The following is a 16295-nucleotide window of genomic DNA, read 5'->3' as shown; positions in this document are numbered from 1 at the left end:
AAGCTAGAAGAATTACAATGAAAACACACCCTAACGTAAAGAATTATATACAATGAATAAATCAAAGGTTTTTGGTAGTACTTTGATCATTGCAGGCACAACCATTGGTGCTGGCATGCTCGCTCTTCCACTTGCTTCTGCAGGTATTGGCTTTTCAACTTCACTTTTCTTGATGCTGGGTTTATGGGCGTTAATGGCTTTTACTGCGCTATTAATGGTAGAGCTTCACCAATTCGCAGAATCTGACGCTACCCTACACACGTTAGCTCATACCATTTTGGGGACAAAAGGAAAGTGGATTGCGAGCTTCGCGGTGATGTTTCTTTTCTACGCTCTGTGTGCGGCATACATAGCTGGCGGCGGTGCGCAATTTAACCAACGAATTTCGGATATCGCGGGTATCGAACTTAATGCTCAAATCACCACGCTTCTATTTACCCTATTAGTTGCCGGCGTTGTTACGATTGGTACACACAGTGTTGATAAAGTTAACCGCGTTTTGTTTGGCTTAAAGCTTATCGCGATGGTTTTGGTACTCAGCTTCCTAGCGCCAAACATTACCTCTCAATACTTAATGAGCATGCCTTTACAGCAAGGCCTGATTGTTGCGGCTATTCCGGTTGTGTTTACCTCTTTTGGTTTCCACGGCAGCATCCCATCAATTGTTCGATACCTAGATGGTGACGTTCGTTCTTTACGTAAGGTAATGATTATTGGCTCGGCACTGCCTCTGGTTATCTACGTTTTCTGGCAAAGTGTTACTTTGGGCGTGATTAGCCAAGAGCAGTTGTTGTCTGACACAAGCTTGGGCGCGCTATTAGTCTCGCTATCGCAAACGGTTCATCAATCCAACCTAAGCGTGATCGTCGGTGTGTTTGCAGACCTTGCACTGCTGACATCTTTTATTGGTGTGAGCTTGGGCTTATTTGAATTCATGGGCGACTCACTGAGCAAGAAACTAGGTAACGCAAAACGTGTTAAGACAGCTGCTATCACCTTCTTACCGCCACTGGGGTTTGCCTTATTTTACCCACAAGGCTTCATCATGGCTTTAGGCTACGCAGCCATTGCACTTTCAGTGCTCGCGATTCTGTTACCAACAGTGATGGTCTACAAGGTTCGTTACACTGATTTCTCTGTCAAACCACAATCTTCAGAAGCCAGTTACCAAGTGTTAGGCGGTAGCAAAGCGTTGTTTTTAGCAGGTAGCGTTGGCGTATGTATCATTGCGATTCAAGTTCTTATTTCAGTAGGGTTACTGCCTTCTTTAGGCTAATAAACCTATACAGAACTAATTTACTTGATTCAGATCTCATAAATGACATATCACTATCATTAATTTTCACAATTAGTCGATTGAAGTCACATTTTTATTGAGGTCGGTTATTTAGAGTCCACGGTAAAGGATTTACCGTGGAGTTTTTATGAAAGAAGTACAATTTCGAACGATAGACAAACTGTTTATTAAGATGTCGATCAACGACAAGTTTTGGGTCATTTTCTTAATCTTTTTTGCCGCTCTGGCAAGCCTAGCTGGACTGAACTACGTCAACAAAATGGAACACATTGACGTAACTGCAAAACAGCAGGTCGAGTATCAACTGCAAGGCATTTTATCAGCATCAGATTCCCCGGCATCTGTTCGCTCTGTTAGCCAGCAAACTCGCGCTCAACAAACCACTATTTCAAATAATGGTTCTGTGACTGCCACAGCACTCGCACAAGATGGCAACTACTACTCACTTACCGTTTCAACTAACGATATACAGAATCAAAAGCAGCAAGCACTGTACACTTTATTACTGAGCTTCTTGTGGTGTGTGCCTTTTGGTCTTTTCTGTTACTGGGTAGCGACTTTCCTAGGCGGCGCACTTTGGGTTCTTTATTCAACGACTCAAAAGATTGGTGATGGTGACTTAACATCACGCCTTGGCTTCCACCCTGGCCGTGATGAGTTCGGCACGATTGGTTGTGCGCTTGACCGTTCAATGGACACGCTTAGTGAGTTAGTCAACAACGTAAACCACAGTGCAGCAACGCTAAGCGAAACATCGGCTTCTTTCGAAACTGAGATGAAGCGCAGCGAAACACAAATCATGAGCCAAAATGCCTCTCTAGACTCTGTAGCGACAGCAATGGATCAGATGACAGCTTCGGCAAATGAAGTCTCTAACATCTCTGCACGCTCAACTGAACAAACAGAACAAGACGCGCAGCAAATCAACGATAGCCACGCGAAGGTTCAACAGGCAATCTCGGAAATCACCACCCTTTCTTCTTTGATTGAGCAAACCTCATCTTCTGTTACTAGCTTGAATGTGAATACGAGCCAAATTAACGAGGTCATCACGACGATCAATGCTATTTCAGAGCAAACTAACTTACTTGCTTTAAATGCCGCGATTGAAGCCGCTCGTGCGGGCGAGCAAGGCCGAGGTTTCGCTGTTGTTGCTGATGAAGTAAGAACACTGGCAAGCCGCACTCAGTCGGCTACTGTAGAAATCCAAGCGATGATTGAACGCTTACAGCAAGAGAGCCAAAATATCGCGAAGATCACCGAACAGACGGTTGACCAAGCGCAAACCAGTAGCCAGTTGATTTCAAACATTGGTCACGACGTAAACTCGATTGCAGATTCAGCTCAAGCACTAATGGACATGAGTATCCAAATCGCAACATCAGCCGATGAGCAAAGTAACGTTGCCAATACGATTGCAGCAGAGCTTAACGATATTCGAAGCCAATCCGATGTGATTAAAGACGTGGCTCAGAATTCTTCAAATGGCGTATCTAGGCTAACAGAAGCGTCGGTTTCTCTATCTCAGACATTGGCACGCTACCGAACTTAAGGATCAACTGGTGAACTAGCGGCGTGAATTGAAAACAAACTAATGAGGACTCGTAATGGGTCCTTTCTTTTTGGCTTTTGTTTAATAACATTACAAGAACCATGGTCAATAACGATGACATTATCAATTACCATGAAGCAAGTCGCAAAGGAGAGATTAAGAAGTGTCAGAACTGTCTAATATTCGAGCTTAGGAGTAATCTAATTGAACGGGTCTTTTTTCGCTTACCCCCTTGCTGCAGGTGACACATAATGAATAAAACAGAAACACCAAACACCGACGACATTACATGCCCTTTATGCCAACACGACGAGTACCTGCTTTCAGAAAGTGGAGAAAAGTTTACTTGTGCATCTTGCGGTTTCCACACCAAACAATTTAGTAAGGTAGTCAGCCTTCAACTAAGCTCTACCCCACCAAAGCTGCAGAATTCGATATACCACCATTTGAGCAGTGCTTGCCATTAATCCAAACTGAAATTTCTTCTAAACTGTAGATATCCTGAGCCGCGAGTTCTGCTGAGTCGGCTTCGGGATCTACGATTGCTTCATCAATACTCGGGCGTAATCGAAACGATTGGATACCCGCGCGAACACCAGCCTCAATCCCTTTCAACGTATCATCCACGTAGATGCACTCATTTGGCAGAAAGCCCATGTTCATGGCCGTGTACATGATTAGATCAGGCTCTGGCTTCCAGCTGTTAGCATCAAAAGCTGAGAACACTTTGCCTTTGAAGTCGTCTAGCATGCCTGTCATCGCCAATGAAGATTCAACCCTAGATTTCGGTGCATTGGAAGCAATACAAAACTCGATGTCTTGTTGTTTGAGGAATTCAATAAGTTCGATAGCGCCATCCATCGGTTTTAAATGACGCTGGAACAGTGCTTGTAATTCATTGCGATATAACGGCTCAAGTGTATCAATCGAGATAGATAACCCAAGACGTTCTTGTGTATCCATTAAGATGTCGGCTAGCTTCCCGCCTTGAAAGTGCGCATAGCAGTCGTTGACGTTTAGCTCCGCTCCAAAGCCAGTGAAAACGTTCACCAAAGCTTGGCAGCACAGCTTTTCACTATCGATAAGTGTTCCGTCACAATCGAAAATCACACATTTAGTCTGTTCTAACCGCATAGGTATCTCACTCAGATTGAATCCAAGTTTTATCCTATAGTGTTCTTTCAATGCGCGAGATGATTGAGGTAACAGTTTGCAGATACAGGCTTATTTCTCTTCGCGAAATATGGAGTTGATCACTTTATCGCTCGACATAAGCAACAGTTTTCATCAAATGACCCCAGATTCTACGAAATCAAAGACTGCGAGGTTTACATAAGTGACTCAATTTCAGGGGAAATATAAATCACTACTTCCTAGCCGGATCGTGGTGAATAGATAAAGAAGCCAAGACGTATAGGCCACTCAGATAAAGCAACGGTTAGCTAACAACCGACTCTTCTAAGACCTTAGCTTCAAACGAAGGTGAAGACGCATATTCTATAGTTCCAGTATCGGGATACGAATCTCGGATAGCGACAAACTCGGGTAAGTGTTTCAGTAGCAATTTAGTCAGCTGAGGATCAAACTGGTAGCCACACTCTCGCTCGAACAAATCGACCACCATCTCTAACGGCCACGGTTCTTTGTAGCAACGTGCACTAAGCAGCGCATCAAACACATCGGCTACGGCAGTGATACGAGCAAACAGGTGTATTTCATCACCCACTTTTCCATTCGGGTATCCAGCACCATCCCAACGCTCGTGATGTTCGTTAGCAATGATTGCCGCGAGGTTGGTAATATCACCCGCTCCGCTCTTTAGTAAGTTATAGCCAGCCGTAGTATGAAGCTTCATCACCTCCCACTCTTGGTCGGTTAATTTCCCAGGTTTATCCAAGATTGATTCAGGGACTGAAATCTTACCCACATCGTGCATTGGGCTGATGATCTCAATCATCTCGACCTCGCGATGGCTCAAGCCACGATACTTAGCAAGCAGTGCAGACAACTTGGCTACACGCTTAACGTGATTACCAGTTTCGCCAGAGCGGGTTTCAATTGCCTCTCCGAGAACATGAATCATATCCTTTTGGATATTCAAGGTCTGTTTCTGAAGCTTTAAGATTCGTTTGTTCTTATTCGCCAACTCTTTCTTTTGGCGCAGAGTGACAAATTGCATCAAGATGATCAGGCTCAAACCCGCAATCACCATCGACAGCCCCAATAACAACTGGAAGTTTTTGCGAATAAAGGATGAAGGCTCGTTAATGAAAACCGCTTCGTCAGGTAACGCGTTTCCACTAATCCCGTATCTCTTCATTGCAGGGTAATTGAATACAAAACGTTTGTTGTCTCCGGGAGTTAACGGTGTAGTAAAACCAAGTGGAAGGTATTTATCCAACGCATCGACGGCCTGTTCACCCATGCTTTGTGAGTGATTAACGTAACCACCGAGTACATCACCCGAAATATAGAACTGCCATAAAGCAAACACCGGAGCAGCACTCGCTTTTGACAACGTATCCGCAATCTCTTGGTAAGTGTGATAAACCCCTTGCTTTAACTCGGTGTTGTAATGACTGAGCAATACCGCATCGTCCGCAGAGATTCCTTCCAAAAATTGGCTCGTATGCTCCAGCGACAAGTCGCGAATTTCTACGAGATTGATATTTGAAAATTCAGCCATCATTTTGTTCATTTCTTTATGAATCAATTCAGACGTGACACTGTAATCATTTACAAAATAGAGATTCTTTAGATTAGGTCTTAATTTGGAGATCAGCTTAATATTAACGTCTATCTGATCGTTCTCGTAAAGCACAGTTGCTCTGTCAGACACCGCGTACATGTCGGTGCTGAAATCATTGATGCCGGCTGCAACGACAGGTGTGGAGCGATCAATCAAATTAGGCAGAGATTCAAGAAAATTGGCTGCGTTATCGTCCGTCGCAATTACGCCATCAAATTTATAACCTGCATACTTCGCACGTAAGTAGTTCGCGAGAGAGTCGTAATACTCTGGGCTGTGGACACGCTTTGAATCCAAATATTCTATTGAGAGTTTAACTTCGGTTTGAGACTGGCTGAACGCACTGTCTATCCCTTTTTGGAAGTCAGCAGTCCATTGATAAGAAGGTTCGTATGAGTGTAAAACTAGGATGCGTTTAATATCCCAGTCGTTAGCAAAACTGAGTGAAGAATAAGCGCTAACACATAATACAGCGATTGATATCAATAGCTTGTACATACAATACCCTTTAAATAAGACGGGGTATTGTACTTAGATTAACGCTTTGTCAAAGAATCTTTAGTTCTCGATCCATACTTTATCGCAAGAAGCATGATCTTGTGCCCAAAAATCGTGTAACTGCTTAGCAAAGTTGTTGATACTTTGACCATTTTCAGCAACGACATCCGAGATCAATAGGGAACCATCCGCTTCTGTGACGATAGCGCTCGCCACAACTTCACCGTTTTGAGTACCAATATATAATACATGATCGTCAGAAAGCATAATTTGGCTCAAGAACTCAAGCATGTGTGCCCTTTCGATTTCATCTTGGTAAACGCTTGCTTGGTTGAGTGAAAATAGCACGGTCAATTTATGGAAATCGACTTTATGCAGTTCATCAATTTGGGAAGGAGTTTGATCTTGTGCTAGGAGTTGGTATGTCTTGGATGGAAGTTTGCTTTGATAAAGTTCACGGCCGAGGAGGCTCTCTTTTGCGGGGTAAGCAATATCGAGCTGACTAAATAGCCATTGGTTTTTCTTGTGTGCAATTTCAGGTATTTCGTTATTCATTCTTTTAGTACCTACGGTTAGTATCCCCAAATATCGCAGTTATTTGGAAGACATACGGTCGGCTGAGGTGCCGAGCTACAAGCAGAGAGCATACAGAGCATGACCAAGGCCAACAAGTACTTTAAATGCTTCATATTTTTCATTATCCAACAACATCCTTTAAGAACTTAACGAAAAGCTCTACACTCGTATCCAAGCTTTCAATATCCTTATAGTAAACAGAACTATATAAATAAAAAGGACTTCTTATGAAAAAAGCCTTAATAGCAGCAGGTATCGTGACAATGTTAGCTGGCTGTTCGGACAACGAGGTTGGCGACGTCTCACTGGGTTTCTTCACAATGAAGGATATCAAGATGTCTTCATTAGATGACGATAAGATCGCGGGTGTTACCTGTCATATCGCATCAATCGAAGCAAACCTTAGCCTTTCTGATCCAAGTGATAGCTCTATATCTTGTCGTCAAACAGGTGAAATTACACCAGAAATGATTGCTCAAATAGACAAGAGTAAGTCTGGCGAAGTGGTATTCAAGCAATCGAAAAGTATCTTCTTTAAAACAATGAAGGTTCGTCGTATCTACGATGCAGAGAATCAGTCGCTGCTCTACTTGTCTTACACCACCAAAGAAACAGAAGGTAGCTTCAAACACAGCCTTTCAACTGTTCCACTATGGGGTACAGAGGCTTACGTTGATCCAGCGACGTTAGTACAGCCAACCGAGTAGTTTCAAACATATAGTTAGTTGAATCACCTGTACAGACATTGTGCAGGTGATTCAAAATGTAATAAAAATGAAAGAAACAGAAACAAAATGTGATATCATGCGGCAAAATTTTTTCACTGTATTTTTCATATGAAGTTTCCTGGACAGCGTAAATCTAAGCACTACTTTCCAACTCACGCACGTGATCCGTTGGTCAACCAAATTCAACAAACGCCTAAGCTTCACCGCGCAACGATTGTGGGTGTTGGCCAAACGATTGTTGATATCGAAGCCCGTGTTGACAACGAGTTCCTAGAAAAATACGAGCTGAGTAAAGGTCACTCACTGGTATTGGAAGAAAGTAAAGCAGATGCGCTGTATGAAGAGTTAGTTGAGCGCGGTTTGATCACGCATCAATATCCTGGCGATACTATCGGCAACACACTGCACAACTATTCCGTACTTGCGGACAGCAAATCTGTCCTGCTTGGCGTAATGTCTAAGAAGATTGAAGTTGGCTCATTTGGTTATCGTTACCTTTGCCGCACTTCTTCTCGTATGAATCTAAACCACCTTCAAACTGTTGATGGTCCAATTGGTCGTTGTTACACGCTGATTTCTGAAGATGGCGAACGTACGTTTGCAATCAACGAAGGCCACATGAACCAACTTCTTCCAGAAAGCATTCCTGAAAAAGTCTTCGAGAAAGCTTCTGCATTGGTTGTGTCGTCATACCTAATGCGTGGCAAACCTGAAGATCCGATGCCAAAAGCGGTACAAAAAGCGATTGAATACGCGAAAGCGCACAATGTGCCTGTTGTACTAACACTTGGTACTAAGTATGTGATCGAAGGCAACGCTGAATGGTGGCAAGAATACCTGAAAGAAAACGTAACCATCGTCGCGATGAACGAAGATGAAGGTGAAGCGCTAACGGGTGAAAAAGATCCTCTATTGGCTGCTAACAAGGCACTTGAGTGGGTTGACCTAGTTCTATGTACTGCAGGTCCTATTGGTCTATACATGGCAGGTTACACTGACGAACCAGCGAAACGCGAAACCACACTGCCATTGTTACCGGGTAACATCCCTGAGTTCAATAAATACGAATTCAGCCGTGCGATGCGTAAGCAAGACTGTAAAGACCCAGTAAAAGTGTACTCTCACATTGGCCCTTACCTAGGTGGCCCACTTGAGATTAAGAATACCAATGGCGCTGGCGATGGTGCACTTTCAGCACTACTTCACGACATGGCAGCAAATAGCTACCACCACGTGAATGTACCAAACTCAGAGAAACACGAGCACACTTGTCTAACTTACTCTTCACTGTCTCAAATTTGTAAGTACGCAAACCGTGTAAGCTACGAAGTGTTGACTCAGCACTCTCCTCGCCTTTCTCGTGCATTACCTGAACGCGAAGATAGCTTAGAAGAAACATACTGGGATCGTTAATCGACCATATTAGGCAGTTACCTCTTAAAGGTTAACGCCAAGTGAGATTACCCATTCCTTGAAGGGCTGCTATATGCAGCCCTTTTTGTATTCAACACCAATATAACGGCAGCTGAAGTTAATCATATCGAATATTTTGCTCGTTTAAGATTTGATCTCGCGCAATGACTCTTTAGATCTGTTATCTTCCAGCACATAATTCGTGTGGTTTGCCTTTACTTGGCAAATTTATACAGTACTATCGCCACGCAAACGTTTACGTACCACCTTTCGGTTCTGATATAAGGATCAAATATGCTGTCTGATATTGATATTTGTCGCTCTACTCCCCTTAAAAACATCAGTGAGGTTGCCAAGCAAGCTGGCCTGCACCACAACGAACATCAGCCATTAGGGCAATTCAAATCTAAAGTGTCTCTCACATCACTTGAACGCCTCGCCAACCAACAAGATGGTAAGTTAGTCGTAGTCACGGCGATCACACCGACACCTCTTGGTGAAGGCAAAACCGTCACTACTATCGGATTAGCACAAGGCCTCGCAAAGATTAACCAATCTGCAATGGCCTGCATTCGTCAGCCTTCAATGGGCCCGGTATTTGGTGTAAAAGGCGGCGCAGCGGGCGGTGGTTACTCTCAAGTTGCCCCTATGGAACAATTAAACCTGCATCTCACGGGCGATATTCATGCTGTTACGGCCGCTCACAACCTCGCCTCCGCCGCCATTGATGCACGTTTGTATCATGAACAGCGTGAAGGGTTAGACGCCTTTGAAACGCGCTCAGGCTTAAAAGCACTGAATATCGACCCAAGTAGAATCGTTTGGCGACGTGTACTTGACCATAATGATCGCGCATTACGCATGATCACGGTTGGCAAGAACGAAGCAGACAAAACAATTAACGGCTTTGAGCGAGAAGATGGATTTGATATCTCAGCCGCTTCTGAACTAATGGCCATTCTTGCTCTAGCCAATGACCTTCAAGATTTGAGAAAGCGCATCGGACGAGTGGTACTTGCTTACAACAAACAAGGCTTGCCGCTAACCGCAGATGACTTCAACGTTGCAGGCGCAATGACCGTAACCATGAAGGATTCTATTGAACCAACATTGATGCAAACCCTTGAAGGCGTTCCTACCCTAATTCACGCTGGACCTTTCGCGAACATCGCACATGGTAACTCTTCAATTATTGCCGATAAGATAGCGTTAAAACTGAGTGACTTTGTTGTGACCGAAGGTGGTTTCGGCTCAGACATGGGTTTTGAGAAAGCGTGTAACATAAAAGCGAAAGCGTCGAACAAGAAGCCCGATTGCGCTGTGGTTGTCGCTACATTACGTGGATTAAAGGCAAACTCTGGTTTATACGATTTGAGACCGGGCACTCCGTTACCTGATTCAATCTTTAATGATGACCAAGACGCACTTATTGCAGGCTTTGAGAACCTTAAATGGCACATCAACAACGTTAAGCAATACCAAGTGCCTACAGTTGTTGCGATTAACCGATTCCCACAAGACTCAACTCAAGAGCTCGATGCTTTGAAACAGATGATCACCGACTTCGACTCAAGCGTTAGCGTTGAAGTAAGCGAAGCATTTGGTCAAGGTGGCGAAGGCGCGACTCAACTGGCTCACGCCGTGCTAAAAGCTTGCCAAAAACAGAGTGAATTTAAGCCTTTGTATCACTCAGAGCAAAGCCTAGAAGAAAAGCTGATGGCGGTTGCTGAAGTTGGTTATGGCGCGGCAAGGATTTCGCTATCTCCACTGGCTAAAAAGCAACTGGCTGAATTCAAACTGCATGGCTATAGCGACCTATCGGTTTGTTTGGCAAAAACACCACTATCGATCTCGACAGAAGCACACGTAAAAGGTGCACCAACCCAATTTGACGTGCCCGTTAGAGAACTAAAACTGTGTGCTGGTGCTGGCTTTATTTACGCGTTGTGCGGCAATGTGATGACCATGCCAGGCTTGCCTGACAAACCGGCGTTCATGTCGTTAGATATTGATAGTAATGGAAATATCGTAGGCCTAAGCTAGCTGTCCTTAGTTAGATAAGCGGCAATTAATCGCGATTAATTTGGATAATATTTCGGAACATCGTTCTATATTGAGCAATCAAGCTTAAGTGCAAGAAGTTGCACTTAAATCGTAGTTATATGCGAATCTTGTCTTAACTTCTCGGTCAAGATCACATTAAAAACCCTATAAAATATATAGTATTGCGCTGATTCTTTGAGGACAGTGATGAATACAAGTATAAAAAAACTAGTCAGCCAATTTCTATGTACCATCTTTGCCCTAGGACTAGTCCCTGCCCTCTACATCAATTCTGAACTTGACAGAATTGATGCTCAGCACACTCTAAATATTAAGCAGTCTAGCCAAAATCAAATCGAATACAGCTTTCATGAACTCGCTGTTATTGTTGAGCAAATCTCTAACTCTGTTCCTTCAATCGCCGACTCTCAAACACTACTCCGAGCGATTCGAGAACCTTCTATTATCCATAAAGAAACCCTGCAAGATCTTTGGGTGATGTTAGCTCGTGGCCAAAAATACTATTCCCAGCTTCGTTACCTCGATCTAGCTGGCAACGAAGTGTTTCGCGTTAATTATAAAGACAATCAAGCAATCGTGGTTCCAGATAGTGAACTGCAGAACAAGTCTTCGCGTGATTACTATGAGGTACTACAGCAATTAAAGATTGGTGAGATTAGCTCTCGCGGTATTGATCTTGAAGTCGAAAACGGAGAGATCGTTCGCCCTTTGATTCCAGCGCTACGCATTATGACGCCAGTCGCTGAAAACAACCGCATTATTGGTTACTTCATCGCAAACCTGAACATGCTTGAGATTTATAAGCGCCTTCACTATCAAATTGGTGCATCTTCTGCTGTTCCTATTATTCTCAACAAAACCGGACACATAATCATGGGGCCGGATCCTACGGAATCTTTCGGACATGTAATTGAATCACGTTCAGAGCAGACTTACGCAAAGTTATACCCTGAGCTTTGGACTGCGATTCAAGACAAGACATCTTCGAGCTATTTCGATGGTGAGAACTGGTATTTTCATTCCGACATCAGCCCTAAAATCAAACAGTTTGAAGGCCCTATTTACATGGTTCTTCACATTGAAAATCAGCAGTTCAGCAGTCAATACCGACAAGAAAAACAAGCGATCGTCGTTCAGATCATCACCTTGTCTTTCTTGATTTCGATGATCTCCGCTGGCTTCGTATTGTGGAACAGCAACCACAAGAAGAACAGTATCGAGAGCCAACTTGCTAAGGCCGCAATGAATGGCATGTCTGCCTTGGTGATTACCGACAGAAACAACCGAATCATCAAAGTAAACCAAGAGTTCACCCGTGTGAGTGGCTACGAGTTAGAAGACGTAAAAGGCCGCCAACCGTCCATGTTTGCCTCTGGTCGCTACAACGAAGAGTTCTACATCAAGATGTGGAGCATCATCAAAGAGAAAGGCATGTGGGAAGGCGAAGTGGTTAATCGTCGTAAAGACGGGTCTTTGATCACGGAAATATTGCGAATCCAAACCATTAAAGACTCGAAAGACGTGATTCAGTTTTATGTCGCTTCATTTGTGGATATAAGTAAACACAAAGAGCTAGAAAACAAACTGAGAAACCTGAGTGAAAAAGATGCCTTAGCTGGGTGTTGGAACCGCCGTAAATTCGATCTTGAGCTGCGAGATGAGTGCTCTCGTGTTAATCGTTACCCTACTCGCGAACAGTCTTGTTTAGCGATTTTGGACATAGACCACTTCAAACGCATCAACGACAGATTTGGTCACGATTATGGAGATCGCGTCATTCAAACCGTTGCTCAAGTATTACAACGAGAGTGCCGAGAAACTGATTTTGTGGCTCGTATTGGTGGCGAAGAGTTTGGCGTTATTCTGCCTCATACCACAACAGAAGAAGCTGAGTATGTACTTAACAGATTGAGAATCGCAGTCAGTATTGAGCTCGATAACGTGGTGACGGTCAGTGGTGGAATTACCAACCTGACCAACGACCCTGCTCTTAACTACAAGTGCGCCGATTTAGCACTTTATGAAGCCAAAGCAGCAGGTCGAAACAGTGTGTGCCTGTTCCTAGACAGCGAAATGAGCGAAATCGCCTAACAGAAAATCAGTATTGTTCCGCTAGGCTATTAGTTTGGCGGTTTAACAACCCAATCCTTGCAATCAGCTTGGTGCAGGATAGAACTCTAGTTTGTTCCCCTCTACCACTAGAATACAATCCATGTTCGCAGCATGAGCAGCCTGCTTACCTAGGTTCGTATCTTCAAACACAACACACTGCTTTGGCTGCAAACCCATACCAAAACACGCATCTAAGAAAGTATCCGGATTTGGTTTGTGATTCTTAACGTCTGTTGCTGTCACGAGAATATCGAGCTTACTCAAGATCTCTGTCTTATCCAGTAACTGTTCGGCACTTTTACGTTGACTGCCCGTTCCGACTGCAATCTTCTTGTTACCCAGATGCTCTAACAACAGAGAGTGAGTACAAGGGATAACGTCTCCTTTGTCTTCGATAGCCGCAAACGACGCCATTTTAAACGTAGAAACCGCTTGTGGGTCGAGCGATAAACCGTATTTGCTGTTCACCTCACCGGCTATCTTATAACTCGGCATGCCACCTAAGCTATGCAGCCAAGACGCTTCAAAATGAAAGCCAAACTCTTCAGCCGTTCGCTCCCACGCCTTTACATGTGCAGGCATTGTATCGATCAACGTACCGTCCATATCAAAGATTAATCCTTCATATGCCGTTAAATCTATTTTCATCACTACTACCACTCTTAAATAAAGTTACTGATACCATAACCAATATTCAGTATCATGGCGCCATATTACCGTTCAAAATGGATGTTTATGTTACAAATATCTAACTCTGTTTCGATTCAAGACTGGGAACTCCAGTTAACAGCGATCAGAGCACAAGGAGCCGGCGGTCAGAACGTCAATAAAGTATCGAGCGCGATACATTTACGTTTTGATATCAAGCACTCTACCCTACCTGACTTCTATAAAGAAAAGCTCCTCGCACACAAAGATAGCCGCATCACCAAAGACGGTGTGATTATCATTAAAGCGCAACAGTATAGAACTCAGGAACAAAACCGAGATGATGCTTTAGTGCGCTTGAAAGAATTGATCTTGGAAGCGACAAAGGTTCAAAAAGTAAGACGAGCAACTAAGCCGACGCGTGGCTCTCAGAAAAGACGTTTAGAAAGCAAAAAACAAAGAAGCACCACCAAACAGCTGCGTGGAAGAGTGAGCTGATGGCTTCATGCCCTCAGAGAACACATTACCCTAGAAGTATCTGTCAATTTGACTAACGAATCGATCTATTACGCTGTTTATTTGAAAGAAAGACTACTGCTTCTTTTTGACCGACAAAATCAGCTTGATCAACAACAGGCGCTCTTCGCTGGTCAGCAGACGACTGACCGCAGCTACATCTTCCGCTGTTACTTGTGATGCGCCAACAATATCAAGCACCACATCCAAATCCGTCACTTTTAAGGTTCTAGTGATTGAACGATACTGAGACATCTTGATGTCCGCCTCTCCGCGTTCAATCCTTTGATAGGTTTTTAAGCTCATTCCTGCACTCGAGGCTAACTTTTCTTGAGACAAGTTGGCTTGTTTCCTACGCTCAATCAGCGCCAATATTATGGGTTCTTGTGACATAAGCTCATCCTCAAAAGACAGTTATGACCTAAATTCAGCAAGAAGCAGACCATATTGACTTGTGATGGTTTACATAAGCCATCAAAGGCATATTATTCGCTTGATAAAACCGTTACGTTTCATAAACCTTCACACTGATATCAGTTGTGAACGTACAGGCTAGGTAACTTGAGTATTCAAGTGTTGGGAAATAATAAAAATTGCATATTGCGAATAAGAAAGACGTCAAATTGGAAATTGCGAATCGCTATACATTGGCATTTCCTTGCATTAGTCACGCATTAGAATCAGACAATCCCCGCCCAGAAATTATTGCAATACAACATAAGCTACTCACGTACAAAGAGGTGTTGCTGCACGGGAACATGTTGGAAGGTAAGGAATTAAAGCAAGCTTTTTCTGCATTGAACGAAAATGAAAAAGGTGTGGCTCAAGGTGGGATTAAAAGCATCAATGCTGCGATAAAAGAGATGGATGAGATTCTAGAAAGATACAGCCGTAAAGCGGTTATCGAGCTGAGTAACTAGTTCTACAAGCAACTAACCAACTGCACACCTGCAAAAGTAAAAACTAAAAAGTCGACGCTATCTTTAAATAAAGCGTCGACTTGTTCAAAACATTGAAGATCTAACGTTTAACTGCTTTTCTAACACCAGCAATCAACATCAGCATCCCTAGCAAACCAAATGAAATACCTCCGCCACTGCTACCAGAGCCAGTTGACGCACTTGTCCCAGCAACAGCAACTCGTTTTGCCTCTGTCGCGGTAAACTGGACAGTTTCCGTGCTATCATTTACCCCTTTAGTTACATCCGTAATCCAATCTTTATAATCATATACCTCTGTAAATACAGATGTTACGCCGATGTCATCACCGCAAGTAGTCGGCCCAAAACTCGTTATACCGACCTGTTCATATGTAGAGCCATTTTTCCAAAACACCGGACCACCAGAATCGCCTTGGCATGTACCCCCGTATAAGCCATTATTCGGTCCGTTACCGTTGAAACAAATTTGTTTATCAGTGACTAACGGACCGAAAACAGCTTTACAATTAAGAGTATCAACATATGTCAGGTCAACTTGTTGTAGCAATGTCGTACCATCAACATCAGTCTCGATGTCACCATGGCCAACTGCAACGAAATCATTCGCAGCATTAAGGTATGTATCAAATTGAGGGATAACAGTTTCAGCTGAGGATTGAAGGTTAAGAGAAGCTTCTAACTTTAAAATCGCAATATCATTTCTTAATAGTTGATTGATACTGTTTGAATAATCCGTTCGATAATACACCTCAGATACTCGTACTTTCTGGATGCTACCGTTAGGGAATAGAGAAGTATCTTCCAATTGAGGAACAACTACCGTGAAAAGTTGAGCATTCTCATCACCATAAATACAGTGTGCAGCAGTCAGTACATGATAGTTATCTAAAATTGTCGCACCACAGTAAGGGCCTGTTGAGTAAACACCGTCATAATCAATACGATCAATGAACAAGCTTGCCATCGAAGGAAATTCCGTGACTGAAGCGTCGCTACCATTCACAATATAGGGTGTTACACCCAAATCAGGAGTACTTTCGTCCGTGTTTTCCGTTGCCATAACACTTGATGTGTAAATTAATGGCGCTAAAAGCCCTAAAACGGCTTTACGAACCGGACTCATTGTATGGTTTACGTTCATAGTTAACTCCTTGTAACCCCTACTACTTATTTACAAAAATGATGAATCGCCACCATAACA

General features: G+C 43.4%; 14 protein-coding genes. 8 read left to right on the top strand and 6 right to left on the bottom strand.

Translation table 11 applies throughout. The features are described 5' to 3' along the window. Positions 1-52: 52 nt before the first annotated feature. A complete protein-coding gene (locus AB4154_RS09225) occupies positions 53-1276 on the top strand; it encodes an aromatic amino acid transport family protein (protein ID WP_372122765.1) in 1224 nt (407 codons plus the stop codon). A gap of 148 nt (positions 1277-1424) precedes the next feature. Further along, positions 1425-2849, top strand: a complete 1425-nt coding sequence (locus AB4154_RS09220) for a methyl-accepting chemotaxis protein (RefSeq protein WP_017064641.1) — start codon at positions 1425-1427, stop codon at positions 2847-2849. A gap of 408 nt (positions 2850-3257) precedes the next feature. Here the strand turns inward: AB4154_RS09220 and AB4154_RS09215 are convergent, their stop codons facing one another. The 3 genes from AB4154_RS09215 to AB4154_RS09205 form a co-directional block, all read right to left on the bottom strand. Next, on the bottom strand, positions 3258-3983 hold the full coding sequence (locus AB4154_RS09215) for an HAD-IA family hydrolase (protein ID WP_017059834.1): 726 nt from the start codon (positions 3981-3983) through the stop codon (positions 3258-3260). Between the two features lie 304 nt (positions 3984-4287). Further along, a complete protein-coding gene (locus tag AB4154_RS09210) occupies positions 4288-6096 on the bottom strand; it encodes an HD domain-containing phosphohydrolase (RefSeq protein WP_136973507.1) in 1809 nt (602 codons plus the stop codon). A 60-nt stretch (positions 6097-6156) separates the two neighbouring features. Then, the gene (locus tag AB4154_RS09205; RefSeq protein WP_017064644.1) at positions 6157-6651 is read right to left on the bottom strand and encodes a hypothetical protein; all 495 of its coding nucleotides are present in this window, start codon (positions 6649-6651) and stop codon (positions 6157-6159) included. A gap of 248 nt (positions 6652-6899) precedes the next feature. On the opposite strand from AB4154_RS09205, the gene AB4154_RS09200 reads away from it, so the two are divergent. From AB4154_RS09200 to AB4154_RS09185, 4 genes are all read left to right on the top strand, one after another. Beyond that, on the top strand, positions 6900-7379 hold the full coding sequence (locus AB4154_RS09200) for a CreA family protein (RefSeq protein ID WP_017064645.1): 480 nt from the start codon (positions 6900-6902) through the stop codon (positions 7377-7379). A gap of 129 nt (positions 7380-7508) precedes the next feature. Then, positions 7509-8813 carry an inosine/guanosine kinase gene (locus tag AB4154_RS09195; protein WP_017069885.1) on the top strand — a complete coding sequence of 435 codons (1305 nt, stop codon included), beginning with the start codon at positions 7509-7511 and terminating at the stop codon, positions 8811-8813. Positions 8814-9107: 294 nt separating this feature from the next. Next, positions 9108-10856: a formate--tetrahydrofolate ligase gene (locus tag AB4154_RS09190; protein WP_372122763.1), complete on the top strand. Its 1749-nt coding sequence runs from the start codon at positions 9108-9110 to the stop codon at positions 10854-10856. A 207-nt stretch (positions 10857-11063) separates the two neighbouring features. Then, entirely contained in the window at positions 11064-12968 is a 1905-nt protein-coding gene (locus AB4154_RS09185; RefSeq protein ID WP_065584255.1) for a diguanylate cyclase, read from the top strand. Between the two features lie 63 nt (positions 12969-13031). Here AB4154_RS09185 and AB4154_RS09180 read toward each other — a convergent pair whose 3' ends face one another. Further along, entirely contained in the window at positions 13032-13637 is a 606-nt protein-coding gene (locus AB4154_RS09180; RefSeq protein ID WP_017069882.1) for a beta-phosphoglucomutase family hydrolase, read from the bottom strand. A gap of 87 nt (positions 13638-13724) precedes the next feature. Between AB4154_RS09180 and arfB the strand changes: the two genes are divergently transcribed. Further along, complete coding sequence (gene arfB, locus AB4154_RS09175; protein WP_017059842.1) at positions 13725-14135, top strand: alternative ribosome rescue aminoacyl-tRNA hydrolase ArfB; 411 nt, start codon at positions 13725-13727, stop codon at positions 14133-14135. Positions 14136-14228: 93 nt separating this feature from the next. On the opposite strand, the gene AB4154_RS09170 is transcribed toward arfB, so the two are convergent. Beyond that, a complete protein-coding gene (locus AB4154_RS09170; RefSeq protein WP_017059843.1) occupies positions 14229-14546 on the bottom strand; it encodes a helix-turn-helix transcriptional regulator in 318 nt (105 codons plus the stop codon). A gap of 200 nt (positions 14547-14746) precedes the next feature. Between AB4154_RS09170 and AB4154_RS09165 the strand changes: the two genes are divergently transcribed. Continuing rightward, positions 14747-15073 (top strand): hypothetical protein, encoded by a 327-nt coding sequence (locus AB4154_RS09165; RefSeq protein ID WP_029236416.1) that lies wholly within the window; start codon positions 14747-14749, stop codon positions 15071-15073. A gap of 100 nt (positions 15074-15173) precedes the next feature. Here the strand turns inward: AB4154_RS09165 and AB4154_RS09160 are convergent, their stop codons facing one another. Further along, on the bottom strand, positions 15174-16235 hold the full coding sequence (locus AB4154_RS09160) for a trypsin-like serine protease (protein ID WP_136981868.1): 1062 nt from the start codon (positions 16233-16235) through the stop codon (positions 15174-15176). Positions 16236-16295 lie beyond the last annotated feature (60 nt).

The sequence above is a fragment of the Vibrio sp. 10N.286.51.B11 genome (genome assembly GCF_041469245.1).
GTDB lineage: Bacteria > Pseudomonadota > Gammaproteobacteria > Enterobacterales > Vibrionaceae > Vibrio > Vibrio crassostreae_C.
Note: the sequence above shows the minus strand (reverse complement) of the source record. Positions and strands in the feature narration are given on the sequence as shown.

Bases quoted from the DNA above. Each gene is read 5' to 3' on its own strand.
- AB4154_RS09160 (WP_136981868.1), bottom strand. From the start codon at position 16,235: ATGAACGTAAACCATACAATGAGTCCGGTTCGTAAAGCCGTTTTAGGG.
- AB4154_RS09205 (WP_017064644.1), bottom strand. From the start codon at position 6,651: ATGAATAACGAAATACCTGAAATTGCACACAAGAAAAACCAATGGCTA.
- AB4154_RS09215 (WP_017059834.1), bottom strand. From the start codon at position 3,983: ATGCGGTTAGAACAGACTAAATGTGTGATTTTCGATTGTGACGGAACA.
- AB4154_RS09195 (WP_017069885.1), top strand. From the start codon at position 7,509: ATGAAGTTTCCTGGACAGCGTAAATCTAAGCACTACTTTCCAACTCAC.
- AB4154_RS09185 (WP_065584255.1), top strand. From the start codon at position 11,064: ATGAATACAAGTATAAAAAAACTAGTCAGCCAATTTCTATGTACCATC.
- arfB (WP_017059842.1), top strand. From the start codon at position 13,725: ATGTTACAAATATCTAACTCTGTTTCGATTCAAGACTGGGAACTCCAG.
- AB4154_RS09170 (WP_017059843.1), bottom strand. From the start codon at position 14,546: ATGTCACAAGAACCCATAATATTGGCGCTGATTGAGCGTAGGAAACAA.
- AB4154_RS09210 (WP_136973507.1), bottom strand. From the start codon at position 6,096: ATGTACAAGCTATTGATATCAATCGCTGTATTATGTGTTAGCGCTTAT.
- AB4154_RS09190 (WP_372122763.1), top strand. From the start codon at position 9,108: ATGCTGTCTGATATTGATATTTGTCGCTCTACTCCCCTTAAAAACATC.
- AB4154_RS09200 (WP_017064645.1), top strand. From the start codon at position 6,900: ATGAAAAAAGCCTTAATAGCAGCAGGTATCGTGACAATGTTAGCTGGC.
- AB4154_RS09225 (WP_372122765.1), top strand. From the start codon at position 53: ATGAATAAATCAAAGGTTTTTGGTAGTACTTTGATCATTGCAGGCACA.
- AB4154_RS09220 (WP_017064641.1), top strand. From the start codon at position 1,425: ATGAAAGAAGTACAATTTCGAACGATAGACAAACTGTTTATTAAGATG.
- AB4154_RS09180 (WP_017069882.1), bottom strand. From the start codon at position 13,637: ATGAAAATAGATTTAACGGCATATGAAGGATTAATCTTTGATATGGAC.